Consider the following 18,150-nt stretch of genomic DNA (forward strand, 5'->3'; position numbering starts at 1 on the left):
GCTTCATCGGGAAACTCGGTGGGTGGGGTCGCGGTATTTTGCCAAATCAGAAAGTTTTTTTCAGAGTTTCCCTAGAAGAGCAAACCCAGAACGCGAATGCTACGCTGCCGTCGCAGCCCAGGATTTTTCCCTTTTCTCAGATGGATGTCTGTATGGCCTATGAACGCCATATCGCCCGTGTCGGTCGATCAGTGTGCCAGGCAGCTCCGGGGCTGTGTGTTGGGGCTGCTGCGCAGCCCAACGCGGGGCAAGCCCGCTCGCCACAAAGGGCTATTCAGGGTCTTTTTTGCGTGTCTTTGACCACGGCAAAATCATGCTCACGTCCTGCTGATACCGGCGATACCGCTCACCAAACAACCTCACCAGGTCCTTCTCTTCAAAGCTGGCGCCAATGAAGACATAAACCGTCATCCCTATCGCGAATAGCAGGTGCCCAGACGTCATGTACGGCGTTGCCCAAAAGGCGATCAGAAAACCGAGATATAGCGGGTGGCGCACGATCTTGTAAAGCAGCGGCGTCCTGAATACTGGCGCCTGCGGTGTGGGGTTGCGCCAACGGTCGATGACCTGCTTGAGCCCGAACAGTTCGAAGTGGTCGATCAAAAAGGTTGCCAGTAAAGCGATGCCCCAGCCCAGCCAGAACAGGCCAATCAACAGGGCCTTGGCCCACGTCGTTTCAACCTTCCAAACGGTGAACGTCATCGGTTGCCACAGCCAGAACATCAGCACAAGCACCAGGCTGCTGAGCAGTACATACGTGGAGCGCTCCACCGACGTCGGGATGATTGCCGCCAGCCATTGTTTGAAGCCTGTACGTGCCATGACCGTGTGCTGGACGCCGAATAGCAGGATCAGTGCGCAGTTGATCAGCGCAGCGACGGGCCACGCGACGAGGGGGCCATCGTTGATGTTCTTGGGCACTGCCACGTTGCCGACGAAGCCGATCAAATATAAGCACGTGATCAGGAACACCACGTAACAGCAGGCGCTGTACACCAATCCGATGGCACGGGCGGTGCGGTTGTTGTCGAGGTTCATGAGCGTGCCTTTCCCACAGGATGAATGGACAGCAAACCCGCAGGTCAGCCACTCCATGGCTAAGCCTAGCGGGTTTTGCGTGCACGGTAAGCTGTGAGAGTTGACAGTTCTCGGCGTTGCGGACAGCAGGATTCAGCTGATATGGAGCCGATCCAACAAGCTGTACCAAGCCACCCCCGCACCAATGTAAAACCGCTGCAACCCATGCATCGGCAAGCGCTGCAACGGCGTCACCGGGTAGGTAAACTCCGCCTTGCTGTCACATAACCGTCCCGCCAATTGCTGGCCCAGGCTGGTACACAGCGCAATCCCCCGCCCGTTGCAGCCCAGCGCCAACGTCAGTCCCGGCGCAGGCTCGTGTACGTGGGGCATGAAATCCCGGGTGATCGCGATTCGCCCGGCCCAGCGATACTCGAATTCCAACGGCCCCAACTGCGGAAACAGCAACGCCAATGATCGTTCCAGATGCGCGAAATCCGCAGGCGAGGAGGGATCGTTGAACAGCCCGCGCCCGCCCATCAGTAAGCGGCCGTGACTGTCTTTACGAAAGTACAACAGCAAGCGCTGCGCCGTGGACACGGTTTCCTGCCCCGGCAGGATACTCTCGGCCGCGGGCCCGCTCAGCGGCTTGGTGGCGACGATAAAACTGTTCGCTGCCAGGATGCTCTGCGCCATGCCCGGCCACAGGTTGCCACTGTAGCCATTGGTCGCCAGCACCACTTGGTCGGCGCTCACTTGCGCACCACCAGCGGTTTGCAAGTGCCAGCCAGCACCCTGGCGCTGCAATGCCGTCACTGCGCTGTGACCATGAATGCGCACACCCGCCGCCGACGCCGCGCCCACCAGCCCACGGGCATACGCCAACGGCTGAAGCGCCCCGGCGCGACCGTCCAGCCAGCCACCGGCAAATGCCTCGCTGCCCATGCGCGCAGCCACTGCCGCCGCGTTCAGGCGCTGCACGGGTACACCCCGGCTGGCCCACTGATCCGCCCGTGCGTGCAGCCCGGCGACGCCTTTTTTGCTGTATGACACCTGCATCCAGCCTTTGCGTACCGGTGCGCAATCAATTCCGTGCTTTTCGATCAGGTTGAACACCAGGTCCGCCGAGTTCGAGACGGTCGAGATCAATGGTTCGGCGCGCTCCGGCCCGAGCATCCGCACCAGTTGTTCCGGGTCGTATTTGAGCGTCGGGTTGACCTGCCCACCGTTGCGCCCGGACGCCCCCCAGCCCGGTTCGTTAGCTTCCAGTACACACACGCTGACCCCGCGCTCGGCCAGATGCAGCGCCGTCGACAGCCCGGTATAGCCAGCACCGACAATCGCCACATCCACCTTCACCGATTCACTCAGCGCAGGCGTCGGCATCACCGACGGCGCCGTCGCCGACCACAATGACTTCATGACAGGCTCCGCGTATCGCCAGTGGGGTGCAGCACCCGCCGCAGGAAATCCTGGGTACGTGGATGCTGCGGATTGCCCAGCACTTGCTCGGCCGCGCCGCTTTCGACGATGTAGCCGCCATGCAGGAAGCACACGCGGTCGGCCACTTCCCGTGCAAAGCCCATTTCGTGAGTGACGACAATCATGGTCATGCCTTCATCGGCCAGGGTGCGCATCACCGCCAGCACGTCGCCCACCAGTTCCGGGTCGAGGGCCGAGGTGGGTTCGTCGAACAGCATGGCTTCGGGTTTCATCGCCAGGGCGCGGGCGATGGCCACGCGTTGTTGCTGGCCGCCGGAGAGCTGTTCCGGGTAGGCGTCGGCCTTGGCACTCAGGCCGACTTTTTCCAGCAGCACCAGGGCTTCTTCGCGGGCCTGCTTGAGCGGTTCGCCTTTGACGTACACCGGGCCTTCCATGACGTTTTCCAGCACGGTGCGATGGGGGAACAGGTTGAAGCGCTGGAACACCATGCCCATGCGGCTGCGCAGGGCGTGAACGGTTTTACTGGCGCGCTGCACGGTTTCGCCGAACACGTTGATGTGGCCGCCGTCATAGGCTTCCAGCGCATTGATGCAGCGCAGCAGGGTGGATTTGCCTGAGCCCGACGGACCGATCAGGCACACCACTTCACCCTTGGCCACGTCCAGGTCCACGCCGTGCAGCACGCGGTGGCTGCCGTAGTGTTTTTGCAGTTGGCGTATCTCGATCATGCTTTTTTCCTCCGGCCCAGGTGCTGTTCCATTCGACGCAAGCCATACACCAGCGGCAGGCTCATCAGCAGGTAGAGCAGGGCGACCAGGGTATAGACGGTCATGTTCTGGAAGGTCGACGAGGCGATCAGTTGGCCCTGGCGGGTCATCTCGGCCACGGTGATGGTCGACACCAGCGACGAGTCCTTGAGCATCATCACCAGGGTGTTGCCGTAGGGCGGCAGCGCGATGCGAAACGCCTGGGGCAGGATCACCCGGCGCATCATCAATGCTGAGCGCATGCCCAGCGCTTCGGCGGCTTCGCGCTGGCCCTGTTCCACGGCGATGATGCCGGTGCGAAAGTTCTCGGCCTGGTACGCCGAGTAGGCGATGCCCATGCCGATCACCCCAGCATAGAACGCTGTGAGGTGCACCCCCATGTCCGGCAGCACGAAGTAGATGTAGAACAGTTGCACGATGATTGGCAGGCCACGGATCACATTGATGATGGTGCTCGCGGTCCACGACAGCACGCGGATCGGTGACAACTTGAGCAACGCCAGCACCAGGCCGATCGCGCTACTGAGCAGGAACGACAGTACGGTGATCTGGATCGTTACCCAGGCGCCCTGCAGCAAAATCGGCAGGAAGTCCTGGGCGTTCTGCAGGAATTCGGCCGGGTTCATGGGCGCACCTGGGTATCAAGCCCCCACTTCTTGAGGATGCTGTCCAGAGTGCCGTCGGCCTTGATGCTGGCGATGGCGGTGTTAAGGCGCGCGAGGGTTTCGGTGTCGCCCTTGCGCACCACCAGGCACACTTCGCCGACGTTGGCGGGCGTGTAGTCAGGGGCCAGTTTTACCCCTTTGAACAGCTTCTGGCGGATCTGGTACGCGACCACGGGCTGGTCACCGACCGCTGCCTTGATACGGCCCAGGGACAGGTCGCGGACCATCTCGCCGATCGAGTCATAGGTGCGGATTTCCTTGAAGATGCCCAGCTTGTTCAGTTGGTCATAGAAGATCGTACCGGCCTGTACGCCGACCACCTGGCCTTTGAGTGGCATCAAGTCCGGGTAGGCGGCGTTGTCCTCGGCGCTGATGATCAGGCCTTCCCCGTAGGCGTACACCGGCGCGCTGAAGTCGACGACCTTGGTGCGCTCTTGGGTCTTGAGCATGCCGGCGGAGATGAAGTCGAGCTTGCCGGACGTGAGGGAGGGGATCAGCGCGGCGAAGTTGGTCTGTTCGATCTGGCTGGTAAAGCCGCCAGCCTTGCCCACGGCCTCGGCCACATCGACCATCACGCCCTGGATGCTGTTGCTCTTGATATCGAGGAAGGTAAACGGCGAGCCGCTGGCCGTTGCACCGACTTTGTACGAGGACGCACCGGCGGCGTGCACAACGCCGACGCATAGGGTGGCGCACAGACCGAAGGCGATGCGGCGAAACAAGGGCGAAAGACTGTTCATCGGGTTACTCCATAAGGAAAACGGATTGTCAGTAGCGCTAGCGGCTACGGATGAAACCGCAAGCTCTATGCCATTTCGATGAATAAAAATCGTATGTCGCTATAGAAAATAGAAAAAATGAACTGTTCGTATCGGTATGCGATTTTTAATGGTCTATTTTGGCAATTTAGGGTAGAAATATCGCTACGTCTGACTGACCCCGCCCGTGAGTTCGCCATGTCCGAAGAACGCAACAGTTTGCACAACCAATCCCTGGAAAAAGGCCTGTCGGTGCTCAAGGCATTCAGCGCCCAGCGCCGTAGCATGAGCCTTGCAGAGGTGGCGGACGCCGCCGGCATGACCAAAAGCTCCGCCCAGCGCATGGTGTTTACCCTCGAAAGCCTGGGTTACCTTCGGAAACACTCCCGCACCCGGCATTACCAACTCACCCCGCGGGTGCTGGAGTTGGGCTTCAGTTATCTGGATGCGCATTCGCTGATCGAAGTGGCCAACCCGTTTCTGTCGGAACTCACGCGCTTGACCGGCGAGACCTCGTGCCTCACCGAGCCGGCGGGCTACGACATGACCTACATCGCGCGCTTCGTCAGTTCAGGCTTTGTGCCGGTGCATATGCCCATCGGCTCGCGGGTGCCGATGTACTGCACGGCATCGGGGCGGGCGTATTTGAGTGCGCTGCCGCAGGAGGAAGCGTTGGCGTTGATCGAGAACAGCCAGCGCATTGCGCACACCAGCCAGACATTGACTGAGGTCGACAGGATTCTGGATTCGTTGCAGCTGGTGAGAGAGCAGGGTTATGCAGTGAATGGCCAGGAGTTGTTTCTGGGCGACATGACTATCGGCGCGCCAGTGCTCGGTGCGAATGGCCGCCCGGTGGCAGCGGTGCATGTGGTGGCGCCGACCAGTCGGTGGAGCAGGGCGGATGCGGAGAAGCAATTGGCGCCGGCACTGTTGCAATGCTCAAGGGCACTGAGCAACTCAGCCCGGAACCTGGAATAACAGACACCCTGAAACCCAATGTGGGAGGGGGCTTGCCCCGATTACAGTGTGTCAGTCAATACAGCTGTGACTGATCTACCGCTATCGGGGCAAGCCCCCTCCCACATGTTGGTTCGGTCTGCTATCGCCTATCAGGCAATCGCATCCCAGGCCCGATCACCGTGCTCGTCCTTGATCCGCGTCGGCAAGCCCATCACGTCCAGCGCCTTGAGGAATGGCTCAGCTGGCAATTCCTCAACGTTGGCCATGCGCTTTACATCCCACTCACCGCGGGCAACCAACAGGGCGGCAGCCACCGGTGGAACGCCGGCGGTGTAGGAAATGCCCTGGCTGTCAGTCTCGGCAAAGGCTTCTTCGTGATCCGCCACGTTGTAGATGAACACTTCGCGCGGCTGGCCATCCTTGGTGCCTTTGACCAGGTCACCGATGCAGGTCTTGCCGGTGTAGCCGGGGGCGAGGGAGGACGGGTCGGGCAGTACGGCCTTGACCACTTTCAACGGCACCACTTCCAGGCCTTCGGCGGTTTTCACCGGCTTTTCGGAAAGCAGGCCGAGGTTGTTCAGCACGGTGAATACGTTGATGTAGTGCTCGCCGAAGCTCATCCAGAAACGCACGTTGGGCACGTCGAGGTTTTTCGACAGCGAGTGCACTTCATCGTGGCCGGTCAGGTAGAGGTTCTGCGAGCCGACCACCGGCAGGTCGTCGGTGCGCTTGACTTCGAACATGGTGTTGCTGGTCCACTGGCTGTTCTGCCAGCTCCACACCTGTCCGGTGAATTCGCGGAAGTTGATTTCCGGATCGAAATTGGTGGCGAAGTATTTGCCATGGGAGCCGGCATTGACGTCGAGAATGTCGATCGAATCAATGCGGTCGAAATGCTGTTGCTGCGCCAGCGCGGCGTACGCGTTGACGACACCCGGGTCGAAGCCCACGCCAAGGATGGCGGTGATGTTCTTCTGTTTGCACTCTTCCAGGTGGTTCCATTCGTAGTTGCCGTACCACGGCGGGGTCTCGCAGACCTTGCCCGGCTCTTCGTGGATGGCGGTGTCGAGGTACGCGACGCCCGTGTCGATGCAGGCACGCAGTACCGACATGTTGAGGAACGCGGAACCTACGTTGATGACGATCTGCGATTCGGTCTCGCGGATCAGGGCCTTGGTCGCTTCCACGTCCAGGGCGTTCAGCGCGAAGGCTTGGATATCGGCGGGTACCTTGAGGCTACCCTTGGCCTTGACGCTGTCGATGATGGCCTGGCATTTGGAGATGTTGCGCGACGCGATAGCAATACGACCGAGTTCGTCGTTGTGCTGCGCGCACTTGTGGGCCACCACCTTGGCGACACCTCCTGCACCAATGATAAGAACGTTCTTTTTCAATTGCTTTATCTCTCCTTTATCCGCCAGCTTACGAAAGGCTGGACAGGTAGTCGTCGTAACCAAATTCACGAACCACCTCGACTGTACCGTCGAGTTGTTTCACTACGATGGACGGCATTTTCAGGCCGTTGAACCAGTTTTTCTTGACCATGGTGTAGCCCGCGGTGTCGATGAACGACAGCCGATCGCCGATGGCCAGCGGACGATCGAATTGATACTCGCCAAAGATGTCCCCGGCCAGGCAGGATTTGCCGCACACCATGTAGGTGTGTTCACCCGCGCTTGGCGCCAGCTTGGCGTTGAGGCGGTAGATCAGCAGGTCCAGCAGGTGGGCTTCGATGGAGCTGTCGACCACGGCGAGGTGCTTGCCGTTGTAGAGGGTGTCGAGCACCGTGACTTCCAGCGAAGCGCTGTTAGTGATCGCGGCTTCGCCGGGCTCCAGGTAGACCTGCACGTCGTACTTCTGCGAGAACGCCTTGAGGCGCTGGCAGAAGGCGTCGATGGCATAGCCTTCACCGGTGAAGTGGATGCCGCCGCCGAGGCTGACCCAGTTGACCTTGTGCAGCAGCGCGCCGAAGCGTTCTTCGATGGTGTTCAGCATCTGGTCGAACAGGTTGAAGTCGCCGTTCTCGCAGTTGTTGTGGAACATGAAGCCGGAGATCTGCTCGATCACGCCTTCGATCTTCACCGGGTCCCATTCGCCCAGGCGGCTGAACGGGCGCGCCGGGTCGGCCAGCAGGTAGTCGGAGCTGCTCACCTGCGGGTTGACGCGCAGGCCACGGGTCTTGCCCTCGGAGCGCTCGGCAAAACGTTGCAGCTGGCTGATGGAGTTGAAGATGATCTTGTCGCAGTTGACCAGCATCTCTTCGATTTCATCGTCGGCCCAGGCCACGCTGTAGGCGTGTGCCTCACCTTCGAACTTCTGGCGACCGAGCTTCAACTCGTACAGCGACGACGAGGTGGTGCCGTCCATGTATTCCTGCATCAGGTCGAACACCGACCAGGTGGCAAAGCACTTGAGCGCCAGCAGGGCCTTGGCGCCGGACTGCTCGCGCACGTAAGCGATCTTCTGCATGTTGACCAGAAGCTTCTGTTTATCGATGAGGTAGTACGGCGTTTTGATCATTTTTGAGAGCCTGCGGCGGTGCCTGCCAAAAAAGGACACGCATTGTGCCCGCACTTGGATCGAATCGAAAGGTTAGCCGGCGGATTTCGCTGCGCCAGCTTTACGATCCTAACCACTGAGTATGACTATCTATGCATGGACACCGCGCTAATGTGGGAGGGGGCTTGCCCCCGATGGCGGTGCTTCAGCCAGCCTATTCTTCATTGATCCACCACTATCGGGGGCAAGCCCCTCCCACATGTTGGCCTATGTGACTGTGCTTCACTGCCATCAAACTGTCATCTCCCCACCACCTTCCTGCCACATTCCCCCGTTACTGTCCTCGCCAATGAGATCGATCTCAAGCGAGTGAACATGACTGACCTGAAAGACGTTGCGCGGCTGGCTGGCGTATCCCGCGCGACCGCCGCCCGCACCTTTGCCTCCCCTGACCAGGTGCGCCCGGCGACCCGTGAACAAGTGTTCGCCGCCGCCCGTGAGTTGGGGTTTCGGCCCAACTTGCTGGGCCGCCAACTGCGCCTGCAAACCACCCAGTTGATCGGCGTGGTGGTGCCCAACCTGCTCAATCCGGTGTTCGCCGAACAGTTCCAGGCCATGGAACGTGCTGCGCGGTTGCGTGGCTACAGCCTGGTGCTGGCGACCACCGACTACAGCAGCGAGCGCGAATGCATTGTGGTGGAGGAGTTGCTGCGCCAGCGCGTCGACGGCCTGGTGCTGACGGTCACCGATGCCGAAAGCAACAGCGTGCTCAGCAGCCTGAATACCGAAAAAACCCCGTTCGTGCTGGCCTATCACCAACCGAGCAACCCTAACTACAGCGCCGTATCGGTGGACAACCGCGCGGGCATGGCCCTGGCCACGCGCTACCTGCTGGAGGCCGGTCATCGACGCATCAGCATGGTCGCCGGCCCCGCCTTGCAGTCCGACCGCGCACGCCTGCGCTACGCCGGGTATTGCGATGCGATGAAGGAATACGCCCTCAAAAGCCGCGCAGTGATCGAAATGCCGGCGCACACCCAGGCCGAGTTCGCCGCGATCGAGCCGTTCCTGCGCGGCCCCGAGGCGCCGACTGCGTTGGTGTGCTCCAACGATTTCCTGGCGATCAGCCTGATCGCCGAACTGCGTCGCAACGGCTGGAATGTGCCCGAGCAACTGTCCGTGATGGGGTTCGACGGCATTGCCCTCGGCACCCAGATGCACCCGACCCTGTGCAGTGTGGTGCAGCCCATCGCACTGCTGGCCAGCACCGTGATTGATCAACTGCTGGCGCAGATCGCCGGCAATGCCCCGATTTCCCATTGCCTGCCTTGCCATGTCCGGCCGGGCGAAAGCACTCAACCCCATGAGGAGACTCTTGATGCGCGCATTCAGTAAAACCCTGGCAGCTGTGCTGCTGTGCGGTGTGGCCAGCCTGGCCCAGGCCGCCGATACCGCGATTTGCTACAACTGCCCGCCGGACTGGGCCGACTGGGGCACGCAACTCAAGGCCATCGCCGCCAGTACCGGGGTGCAAGTGCCCCTGGACAACAAGAACTCCGGCCAATCCCTGGCGCAACTGGTCGCCGAAAAGGCCGCGCCGGTCGCCGACGTGGTGTATTACGGCGTGACCTTCGGCCTGCAAGCGCAAAAGGCCGAAGTGGTCGACACCTACAAGCCCAAGAGCTGGGAGCAGATTCCCGCCGGCCTGAAAGACCCCGCCGGCCACTGGTTCGCGATCCACTCCGGCACCTTGGGTATCATGGTCAACGTCGATGCATTGGGCGGCCTGCCGGTGCCGCAAAGCTGGGCAGACCTGCTCAAGCCGCAATACAAAGGCATGGTCGGTTACCTCGATCCATCCAGCGCGTTTGTCGGCTATGTATCCGCCGTGGCGATCAACCGCGCCCTGGGCGGCGACCTGGATAACTTCGCCCCGGCCATCGACTACTTCCAGAAACTGGCGAAAAACGCCCCCATCGTGCCCAAGCAAACTGCCTATGCGCGGGTGCTGTCCGGCGAGTTGCCGATCCTGGTGGACTACGACTTCAACGCCTACCGCGCCCGCTACAAGGACAAGGCCAACGTCGCCTTCGTGATCCCGCAGGAAGGCAGCATCAGCGTGCCCTATGTGATGAGCCTGGTCGCCAACGCGCCCCATCGCGCCAACGCTGAAAAGGTCCTCGACTTCGTGCTGTCTGACGAAGGCCAGGCACTCTGGGCCAAGGCTTACCTGCGCCCGGTACGGCCGATGAAGATGCCCGCCGAGGTCGCCGCCCAGTTCCTGCCTGACAGTGACTATGCGCGTGCCGGTGTGGTGGATTACCAAAAAATGGCCGCTGTGCAGGAAGCCTTTGCCGCCCGTTATCTGAACGAGGTCAAGTAAGTGGCCGCATCGGCAAAACATGCAGCCTGGGCGCTGGCCCCGGCCTTTGCAGTGCTGCTCGCGTTCTGGCTGTTGCCGTTGGCGCACTTGATGGTGCTCGGCGCCGAGAGCCGTGACAGCCATGGCAGTGGTTATTGGCAGGTACTGAGCAGTTCGCAGTATTTGGGCAGCCTGGCGCAAACCTGCGCGCTTGCTGTTTTCGTGACACTGGTGGCGTTGTTGATTGGCGGCATCAGCGGCGTCTTCCTGGCGCGCCAGCGTTTTTTCGGTCGCTCGGCGCTGGTGGCGTTGTTGACGTTTCCACTGGCGTTTCCGGGCGTGGTGGTGGGCTTCCTGGTGATCCTGTTGGCCGGGCGCCAGGGGTTGCTGGCCTCTTTGGGCCTGCAACTGGCCGGTGAACGCTGGATCTTTGCCTACTCGCTGGCCGGGCTGTTTGTCGGCTATCTGTACTTTTCGATCCCGCGGGTGATCCTCACGGTGATGGCGGCGTGCGAAAGCCTCGACCGCAGCCTGGAGGAAGCCGCACATTCCCTGGGGGCCGGGCACTGGCGCGTGGTGTGCGACGTGATCGTACCGGGCCTGGCGCCGGCGCTGGCGTCGTGTGGGGCGATCTGTTTCGCCACCTCCATGGGCGCCTTCGGCACTGCGTTCACCTTGGGCACACGCCTGAATGTCACCCCGGTGGCGATCTACAACGTGTTCACCAACTATGCCAACTTCGCCGTGGCCGCCGCGCTGTCGGTGGTGCTCGGTGCGGTGACCTGGGCGGTCCTGTTGCTGACGCGACGCCTGGTGAAAAACGCGGGGACGGTCCTGTGAAGCGATCATCGCTGTTTGTGATTCAACTGCTGTTCACTTTGCTGGTGTGCGCCTTCATGTTGGTGCCGGTGCTGATGTCATTGCTGGCCGGGTTGACGCGCAATTTCTTTGTCGGCCTGTCCAGCGGCCTGACCTTCGACTGGTTGATCCAGGTGTGGCAGGCCTATTCGCCCACCGTATGGCTGTCGCTGCAATTGGCCGTGGCGTGCGCAGTGTGCGTGTGTGTGATCGGCGTACCGGCGGCCTATGCCTTGGTACGCATGAACAACCGCTTCAGCCGCGCCTTCGAGGAACTGATGGTGCTGCCGGTGGCCATGCCGGGCCTGGCCAGTGCGCTGGCCTTGCTGCTGACCTATGGCCAGTTCGGCGGCTTTCGTAGCAGCTGGCTGTTCATCCTGGTTGGCCATGTGCTGTTTACCTTGCCGTTCCTGGTACGCCCGGTGATGGCGGTGATGCAACGCCAGCAACTGCCGGTGCTGGAAGAGGCCGCGGCCAGCCTCGGCGCCGGGCCGATCAAGCGCTTTTTCAGCGTGGTAGTGCCCAACTGCCGGGCAGGGATTCTGGCGGGCGTGCTGATGGTGGTGACCTTGTCGCTGGGTGAATTCAACCTGACCTGGATGCTCCATACACCGATGACCAAGACCCTGCCGGTGGGCCTGGCCGACAGCTACGCTTCGGCGCGCCTGGAAATCGCCAGCGCCTACACCCTTATCTTTTTGCTGATGATCGTGCCGCTGTTGATTGCGTTGCAGGCCATCAGTGCGCGTCTGTCCCGTGGAGAGCGTCGATGACTGCTATCACTATTCGTCTCAAGGGCTGCCGTAAGGCTTTCGCCGACGGCACCGTGGCGGTGCATGACCTGGACCTGACCGTCGAAGGCGGTGAAACCCTGGCGATTCTCGGCCCGTCGGGCTGTGGCAAAACCACCACCTTGCGCCTGATCGCCGGCCTGGAACGCCCGGATGTGGGCCAGGTGTTGTTCGGCGACCAGGACGTCACCTGCCTGCCCATTGAGCGCCGCGATGTGGGCATGGTGTTCCAGAATTACGCGCTGTTTCCCAACTTGGATGTGGCGGGGAATATCGTCTACGGCTTGAAGATTCGCGGCATGTCGCCACTGGTGCGCAATAAGCGCTGCGAGGAATTGCTCGAGCTGGTGGGCCTGCAAAATCACGGCAAACGCAGTATCCACGAATTGTCCGGTGGCCAGCGTCAACGCGTGGCCTTGGCCCGTGCCTTGGCACCACGCCCCAAAGTGCTGTTGCTGGATGAACCGCTGGCGGCCCTGGATGCGCAGTTGCGCGAGCGCCTGCGCAGCGAGCTGAATGAGCTGCTGCGCGGCCTTGGTATCACCTCGGTATTTGTCACCCACGACCAGGGCGAAGCCATGGCCCTGGGCGATCGTATCCTGGTGATGGAGCACGGCCGTGTCGCGCAACTGGCCAGCCCACGGGAGATCTACCAGAAACCGGCCAATGCGTTCGTCGCCGGTTTTGTCGGCAACCTCAATGCCTTTGCCGTCACCTCGCGAACCGCCCATGGCCTGAAAGTCTGCGGCGGCGAGCTGCCGTGGCGGGCCGCCGACATGCCCAATACGGTGTACTGCCGCCCCGAACACCTACGGGTGATGGAGAGCGAAGGGCACCTGCACGGGCATCTGCTCGCGCAGTTCTTCCAGGGCGCCCAGAGCCGCCTGCTGGTGGATGTGGGTGGCCAGCAACCGCTGCTGGTGGACAGCAGCGACAACCAGCTGCATGTCGTCGGCGCGCCGATTGCCTTGGCCGTTGCGCCACACATGTTGTTTACCCTGAATGCGTGAGAGTCGACTTTTGAAGCGTCCGTTTCTTGTTGCACAGATCAGCGATCTGCACCTTAAAGCCGGCCAGCGCCTGACCTATGGGGTTGTCGATACCTTGGGCGCACTGCGCCGTGCCGTCGACCATTTGAACGCCAGCCACCCACGGCCCGACATTGTGGTGGTCAGCGGTGACCTGGTGGACTTCGGCCGCGCCGATGAATACGCCGTGCTGCACCCTGAACTCGCGCGCCTGCACATGCCGTGCTACCTGGTGCCGGGCAACCACGACACCCGCGGGCCGTTGCTCGACGCATTCCGCGATCATGCCTATTTGCCTTTGTCGGCAGAGCAGCCGTTGGACTGGGTGGTGGACAAGCATCCGCTGCGCCTCATCGGCCTGGACTCGACTATCCCCGGTGGGCATGGCGGCCAGCTCCTGGACAGCCAATTGCAGTGGCTGGATGAGCAACTGGCGCGACGTCCTGACACGCCGACGTTGCTGATCCTGCACCATCCGCCGTTTGTCAGCGGCATCGGCCATATGGACCGCGAACCCTTTATCAACGCCGCCGCGCTGGAGCGCGTCGTGGCGCGCCACCCGCAAGTGGAACGCCTGTTGTGCGGGCACCTGCACCGGCCGATGCAGCGGCGCTTTGGCGGCAGCTTGAGTTGTGTGTGTCCCGGCACCTCCCATCAGATCGTGCTGGACCTGCAAGACGCCGCGCCCGCGCATTTCAACCTGGAACCGGCGGGGTATTTGTTGCATCGCTGGGATGCGCAACACGGCTTGATCAGCCACAACGGCGTGTTCGGGGATTACCCGGGGCCGTATCCGTTCTATGACGCTCATGGATTGATTGACTGAGGTTTACGGAGGTTTCACTTCACTCAACCAGGTAACTAACTAAGCACTAAGCAACTGAATAACCGTTAACGCCCCGGCCAACGTCACGTTTGGCCGACGGCATCCTGCTGCCCATTTTTTGCGCCCGGAACTTGGATTCCGCGCCGGAGTTCGTCCTGATGAAAGCCACGTTGAATGTATTGAGTGTATTGACCGGTGGCCTGGGTATTGCCCTGAGCCCCTTGGCGTCTGCTGACTTTTTGAGCGACAGCCAAGCCAACTTGAGTATGCGTAACTTCTACTTCAACAACGACAACCGCGACGGCACGGCGGCACCGTCGAAGACCGAAGAGTGGGGCCAGGCCTTCATCCTCAATTATCAGTCGGGCTTCACCGACGGCACCGTCGGCTTTGGCCTGGACGCCATCGGCATGCTCGGCGTGACCCTCGACAGCGGCGCCGGTCGCCATGTGGGCAGTTCGATGATCCCCAACGATGACGGCAAGGCCGCCGACAATTGGGCCCGTGGCGGTGCCACCGCGAAGGCGCGTTTCGCCAAGACCGAAGCGCGTTACGGCTACCTGCGCCCGACCCTGCCGATCCTGGTGAGCAACGACGGCCGCCTCTTACCGCAATCGTTCGAAGGCGGCCAGGTGACCAGCAAAGACATCGACAACCTGACCTTGATCGGCGGCCAGCTCCAGCACGCCACGGGGCGCGGCTCCAGCGACAGCAGTGGCCTGGCAGCAGCCGGCGGCACCCGCGAAAGCAATAAATTCACCTACGCCGGTGCGGACTACCAACTGACCAAGGACCTGATGGTCCAGTACTACTACGCCAACCTCGAAGACTATTACCAGCAACACTTCGCCGGGTTGATCCACGTGTTGCCGTTGGGTGACTACGGCTCATTGAAAACCGACCTGCGTTACTTCAAGACCACCTCGGACGGCAAAAACAGCAGCGCCGCGGGGCGTGTCGAAGGCTACAAGTTCAGCGGCTATACCAAAAACGGCAGCGGTGAAATCGACAACAACACCTGGAGTGCAGCCTTCATTTACTCCCTGGGGCCGCATGCGATTACCGCGGGTTACCAGCAAGTGTCCGATGACAGCAACTTTGCCCAACTCAACCAAGGCGGCCTGGCGAACAAAGGGGAGGGCGGTTCGAGCCTGTACCTCTACACCGACCGTACGGTGCAGACCTTTATCCAGGCCGGCGAACGCACCGCCTTCGCCCAGTATGCCTATGACTTTACAGCGCTGGGCGTGCCGGGTTTGAAGGCGTCGATGATGTATTTGAAAGGTGACCATATCCTCACCGCCAGCGGCAATAACGCCAGCGAGTGGGAACGGGATATCGGCCTGGACTACGTGGTGCAGGGCGGCACCTTCAAGAACGTCGGGTTCGGCTGGCGCAACGGCGTGTCGCGCAGCGAGGTCGCGCGGGACCAGGATCAGAACCGGGTGTTTGTGAATTACTCGATTCCGTTGATGTAACCGGCCGAGCGGATCCCCCCTGTAGGAGCGAGCTTGCGCGCGAAAAACCTAAGTGCGCCGCGGACCGTCACGCAGCCCGCGTGATCGTTGGCGTTCTTCGCGAGCAAGCTCGCTCCTACAAGGGGGCATGTTCAGGCTGCCCGGCGCCACGAGTGTGGCATGGCCGCATTAACATGAGTGAATCTTGTGATCATCAGGAATAAAATGAGTTTGTTTCACTATCTCCGTCTACCGACAATGCCTGCCATTAATACCTACAGTGGAGTTGTAAGTCATGGCAGTCGCTCATTCCCTCGGATTTCCGCGCATTGGACGCGATCGTGAACTGAAAAAAGCGCAGGAAGCGTTCTGGAAGGGCGAACTCGACGAAGCTGGCCTGCGGGCTGTCGGCCGTGAGCTGCGCAAGACCCATTGGGCGTTGCAACAGCAGGCCGGTATTGACCTGTTGTCTGTCGGCGATTTTGCCTGGTACGACCAGGTGCTGACCCACTCGCTGATGTTCGGCGTGATCCCCGAGCGTTTCCGTCCCGCCGATGGCCAGGCCACCCTGCACACCCTGTTCGGCATGGCCCGTGGCGTCAGCGACAGCTGTTGTGGCGGTGCGCACGCCGAGGAAATGACCAAGTGGTTCGACACCAATTACCACTACCTGGTACCCGAGTTCAGCGTTGACCAGCAGTTCCACCTCGGCTGGGACCAGCTGTTCGAGGAAGTGCAGGAAGCCCGTGAGCTGGGGCATACGGTCAAGCCGGTGGTGATCGGCCCGTTGACTTACCTGTGGCTGGGCAAGGCCAAGGGCGGTGACTTCGACAAGCTCGACCTGCTCGAGCGCCTGCTGCCGTTGTACGGCCAGATCTTCCAGCGCCTGGCGGAGTTGGGCGTGGAGTGGGTGCAGATCGATGAGCCGATCCTGGTCCTCGACCTGCCACAGGCCTGGAAAAACGCATTTGAGCGCGCCTATAACCTGATCCAGCGCGACCCGCTGAAAAAGCTGGTGGCCACCTATTTCGGCGGCCTGGAAGAGAACCTTGGCCTGGCGGCTAGCCTGCCGGTCGACGGTTTACATATCGACCTGGTACGTGCGCCGGACCAGTACCCGACCATCCTCGATCGCCTGCCGGCCTATAAGGTGTTGTCCCTGGGGGTGGTCAATGGCCGCAATGTCTGGCGCTGCGACCTGGAGAAAGCCCTGGCGACCTTGCAGCATGCCCATGAAAAACTCGGCGATCGCCTGTGGGTGGCGCCGTCCTGTTCGCTGTTGCACAGCCCCGTGGACGTGGGCCGCGAAGACCAATTGGATGTCGAGTTGAAAAGCTGGCTGGCGTTCGCCGTGCAGAAGTGTGCCGAAGTCGCGGTACTGGCCCGCGCGGTGAACGAACCCGAAGCCCCCGATGTGCTCGCCGCCCTGGCGCAAAGCCGCGCCGTACAGGCTGCCCGAGCGACCTCGCGGCGTATTCACAAGCCCGCCGTGCAAGCTCGCGTGGCAGCGATCACCGCCCAGGACAGCCAACGTCAGTCGCCGTTTGCCCAGCGTATCGACAAGCAGCGTGCGCGCCTCAACCTGCCGCTGTTCCCCACCACCACCATCGGTTCGTTCCCGCAAACCGCGTCGATCCGCCTGGCGCGCCAGTCCTACAAGCAAGGCAAGCTGAGCGAAGCCGAATACGTCGAAGCGATGCACAGCGAGATCAAGCATGCCGTCGAGGTCCAGGAAAACCTCGGCCTGGACGTGCTGGTACACGGTGAAGCCGAGCGTAACGACATGGTCGAGTACTTCGCCGAGCAACTGGACGGCTACGTGTTCACACGCTTCGGCTGGGTCCAGAGCTACGGTTCGCGCTGCGTAAAACCGGCGGTGATCTTCGGTGACCTGAGCCGTCCGAAGGCGATGACGGTGGAGTGGATCCGCTACGCCCAGGGCCTGACCCACAAGGTGATGAAGGGCATGCTGACTGGCCCGGTGACCATGCTGATGTGGTCCTTCCCGCGCGAGGACGTGAGTCGCGAAGTGCAGGCTCGGCAACTGGCGTTGGCGATTCGTGATGAAGTGCTGGACTTGGAAGCCGCTGGCATCCAGATCGTGCAGATTGACGAAGCGGCGTTCCGTGAAGGCCTGCCGTTGCGCCGTTCGCAGTGGCAGCCTTACCTGGACTGGGCCACCGAAGTGTTCCGCCTGTGCGCCTCGGGCGTGCGCGATGAAACCCAGATCCATACCCATATGTGCTACAGCGAGTTCAACGATGTGATCGAGTCCATCGCGGCGATGGATGCCGACGTGATCACCATCGAAACCTCACGCTCGGACATGGAACTGCTGCATGCGTTCGAAGCCTTCGCCTACCCCAACGACATCGGCCCGGGCGTCTACGACATCCACTCGCCAAGGGTGCCGGATGCCTCGGAAATGGCCAACCTGCTGCGCAAGGCGGCCCAGCGCATTCCGGCCGAACGCTTGTGGGTGAACCCGGATTGCGGGTTGAAGACACGGGGTTGGCCGGAGACGGAAGCGGCGTTGATTCATATGGTCACCGCGGCTCGCCAGCTACGGGCTGAGTTGGCTTAAAACCTCACAAAACAGAAAGGGCACAAGTAACCTGTGGCGAGCGGGCTTGCCCAAAGGCTTTTTTGTAGGAGCGAGCTTGCTCGCGAAAAACTCACAGGCGCCGCGTTGATTCAGGGAACACGCGTTATCGTTGAC

16 protein-coding genes are annotated in these 18,150 nt (G+C 61.3%); 9 read left to right on the forward strand and 7 right to left on the reverse strand.

Features of this window, described 5'->3' with window-relative positions; translation table 11 throughout:
* Window positions 1-270: 270 nt before the first annotated feature.
* The 5 genes from mddA to AC1Q6I_RS33620 all read right to left on the reverse strand — a co-directional run bounded on the left by mddA (window position 271) and on the right by AC1Q6I_RS33620 (window position 4,632).
* Window positions 271-1,038 (reverse strand): methanethiol S-methyltransferase, encoded by a 768-nt coding sequence (gene mddA, locus AC1Q6I_RS33600; RefSeq protein WP_102624746.1) that lies wholly within the window; start codon window positions 1,036-1,038, stop codon window positions 271-273.
* Between the two features lie 132 nt (window positions 1,039-1,170).
* Window positions 1,171-2,439 carry an NAD(P)/FAD-dependent oxidoreductase gene (locus AC1Q6I_RS33605; protein WP_102624747.1) on the reverse strand — a complete coding sequence of 423 codons (1,269 nt, stop codon included), beginning with the start codon at window positions 2,437-2,439 and terminating at the stop codon, window positions 1,171-1,173.
* On the reverse strand, window positions 2,436-3,188 hold the full coding sequence (locus AC1Q6I_RS33610; RefSeq protein ID WP_024075985.1) for an amino acid ABC transporter ATP-binding protein: 753 nt from the start codon (window positions 3,186-3,188) through the stop codon (window positions 2,436-2,438). The genes AC1Q6I_RS33605 and AC1Q6I_RS33610 overlap by 4 nt, the downstream gene beginning before the upstream one ends.
* A complete protein-coding gene (locus tag AC1Q6I_RS33615) occupies window positions 3,185-3,853 on the reverse strand; it encodes an amino acid ABC transporter permease (RefSeq protein ID WP_024075984.1) in 669 nt (222 codons plus the stop codon). The genes AC1Q6I_RS33610 and AC1Q6I_RS33615 overlap by 4 nt, the downstream gene beginning before the upstream one ends.
* Window positions 3,850-4,632 (reverse strand): ABC transporter substrate-binding protein, encoded by a 783-nt coding sequence (locus AC1Q6I_RS33620; protein WP_102624748.1) that lies wholly within the window; start codon window positions 4,630-4,632, stop codon window positions 3,850-3,852. The genes AC1Q6I_RS33615 and AC1Q6I_RS33620 overlap by 4 nt, the downstream gene beginning before the upstream one ends.
* A 216-nt stretch (window positions 4,633-4,848) precedes the next feature.
* On the opposite strand from AC1Q6I_RS33620, the gene AC1Q6I_RS33625 reads away from it, so the two are divergent.
* Window positions 4,849-5,628 (forward strand): IclR family transcriptional regulator, encoded by a 780-nt coding sequence (locus AC1Q6I_RS33625; protein WP_069076329.1) that lies wholly within the window; start codon window positions 4,849-4,851, stop codon window positions 5,626-5,628.
* 131 nt (window positions 5,629-5,759) lie between these two features.
* On the opposite strand, the gene AC1Q6I_RS33630 is transcribed toward AC1Q6I_RS33625, so the two are convergent.
* Window positions 5,760-7,004, reverse strand: coding sequence for a saccharopine dehydrogenase family protein (locus AC1Q6I_RS33630; RefSeq protein ID WP_024075981.1), 1,245 nt, complete (start codon window positions 7,002-7,004; stop codon window positions 5,760-5,762).
* A gap of 28 nt (window positions 7,005-7,032) precedes the next feature.
* Complete coding sequence (locus AC1Q6I_RS33635) at window positions 7,033-8,130, reverse strand: carboxynorspermidine decarboxylase (protein WP_069076330.1); 1,098 nt, start codon at window positions 8,128-8,130, stop codon at window positions 7,033-7,035.
* 354 nt (window positions 8,131-8,484) lie between these two features.
* On the opposite strand from AC1Q6I_RS33635, the gene AC1Q6I_RS33640 reads away from it, so the two are divergent.
* From AC1Q6I_RS33640 to metE, 8 genes are all read left to right on the forward strand, one after another.
* The gene (locus tag AC1Q6I_RS33640; RefSeq protein WP_024075979.1) at window positions 8,485-9,504 is read left to right on the forward strand and encodes a LacI family DNA-binding transcriptional regulator; all 1,020 of its coding nucleotides are present in this window, start codon (window positions 8,485-8,487) and stop codon (window positions 9,502-9,504) included.
* Complete coding sequence (locus AC1Q6I_RS33645; protein ID WP_102624749.1) at window positions 9,488-10,492, forward strand: ABC transporter substrate-binding protein; 1,005 nt, start codon at window positions 9,488-9,490, stop codon at window positions 10,490-10,492. Before AC1Q6I_RS33640 ends, AC1Q6I_RS33645 begins: the two co-directional genes overlap by 17 nt.
* Window positions 10,493-11,311, forward strand: coding sequence for an ABC transporter permease (locus AC1Q6I_RS33650; protein WP_069076332.1), 819 nt, complete (start codon window positions 10,493-10,495; stop codon window positions 11,309-11,311). It abuts the gene before it with no gap.
* Window positions 11,308-12,102 carry an ABC transporter permease gene (locus tag AC1Q6I_RS33655; RefSeq protein WP_024075976.1) on the forward strand — a complete coding sequence of 265 codons (795 nt, stop codon included), beginning with the start codon at window positions 11,308-11,310 and terminating at the stop codon, window positions 12,100-12,102. Before AC1Q6I_RS33650 ends, AC1Q6I_RS33655 begins: the two co-directional genes overlap by 4 nt.
* Window positions 12,099-13,130, forward strand: coding sequence for an ABC transporter ATP-binding protein (locus AC1Q6I_RS33660; RefSeq protein ID WP_102624750.1), 1,032 nt, complete (start codon window positions 12,099-12,101; stop codon window positions 13,128-13,130). The genes AC1Q6I_RS33655 and AC1Q6I_RS33660 overlap by 4 nt, the downstream gene beginning before the upstream one ends.
* Before the next feature lie 10 nt (window positions 13,131-13,140).
* Window positions 13,141-13,974 carry a phosphodiesterase gene (locus AC1Q6I_RS33665; protein WP_102624751.1) on the forward strand — a complete coding sequence of 278 codons (834 nt, stop codon included), beginning with the start codon at window positions 13,141-13,143 and terminating at the stop codon, window positions 13,972-13,974.
* A gap of 158 nt (window positions 13,975-14,132) precedes the next feature.
* The gene (locus tag AC1Q6I_RS33670; protein WP_102624766.1) at window positions 14,133-15,452 is read left to right on the forward strand and encodes an OprD family porin; all 1,320 of its coding nucleotides are present in this window, start codon (window positions 14,133-14,135) and stop codon (window positions 15,450-15,452) included.
* A gap of 274 nt (window positions 15,453-15,726) precedes the next feature.
* Entirely contained in the window at window positions 15,727-18,015 is a 2,289-nt protein-coding gene (gene metE / locus AC1Q6I_RS33675; protein WP_102624752.1) for a 5-methyltetrahydropteroyltriglutamate--homocysteine S-methyltransferase, read from the forward strand.
* Window positions 18,016-18,150 lie beyond the last annotated feature (135 nt).

This window comes from Pseudomonas sp. MPR-R2A5, from assembly GCF_058793055.1.

What these genes read in the sequence shown, in the direction of transcription:
- mddA (WP_102624746.1), bottom strand. Translation starts at nt 1,038, where the DNA reads ATGAACCTCGACAACAACCGCACCGCCCGTGCCATCGGATTGGTGTAC.
- AC1Q6I_RS33605 (WP_102624747.1), bottom strand. Translation starts at nt 2,439, where the DNA reads ATGAAGTCATTGTGGTCGGCGACGGCGCCGTCGGTGATGCCGACGCCT.
- AC1Q6I_RS33610 (WP_024075985.1), bottom strand. Translation starts at nt 3,188, where the DNA reads ATGATCGAGATACGCCAACTGCAAAAACACTACGGCAGCCACCGCGTG.
- AC1Q6I_RS33615 (WP_024075984.1), bottom strand. Translation starts at nt 3,853, where the DNA reads ATGAACCCGGCCGAATTCCTGCAGAACGCCCAGGACTTCCTGCCGATT.
- AC1Q6I_RS33620 (WP_102624748.1), bottom strand. Translation starts at nt 4,632, where the DNA reads ATGAACAGTCTTTCGCCCTTGTTTCGCCGCATCGCCTTCGGTCTGTGC.
- AC1Q6I_RS33625 (WP_069076329.1), top strand. Translation starts at nt 4,849, where the DNA reads ATGTCCGAAGAACGCAACAGTTTGCACAACCAATCCCTGGAAAAAGGC.
- AC1Q6I_RS33635 (WP_069076330.1), bottom strand. Translation starts at nt 8,130, where the DNA reads ATGATCAAAACGCCGTACTACCTCATCGATAAACAGAAGCTTCTGGTC.
- AC1Q6I_RS33640 (WP_024075979.1), top strand. Translation starts at nt 8,485, where the DNA reads ATGACTGACCTGAAAGACGTTGCGCGGCTGGCTGGCGTATCCCGCGCG.
- AC1Q6I_RS33645 (WP_102624749.1), top strand. Translation starts at nt 9,488, where the DNA reads ATGCGCGCATTCAGTAAAACCCTGGCAGCTGTGCTGCTGTGCGGTGTG.
- AC1Q6I_RS33660 (WP_102624750.1), top strand. Translation starts at nt 12,099, where the DNA reads ATGACTGCTATCACTATTCGTCTCAAGGGCTGCCGTAAGGCTTTCGCC.
- AC1Q6I_RS33670 (WP_102624766.1), top strand. Translation starts at nt 14,133, where the DNA reads ATGAAAGCCACGTTGAATGTATTGAGTGTATTGACCGGTGGCCTGGGT.
- metE (WP_102624752.1), top strand. Translation starts at nt 15,727, where the DNA reads ATGGCAGTCGCTCATTCCCTCGGATTTCCGCGCATTGGACGCGATCGT.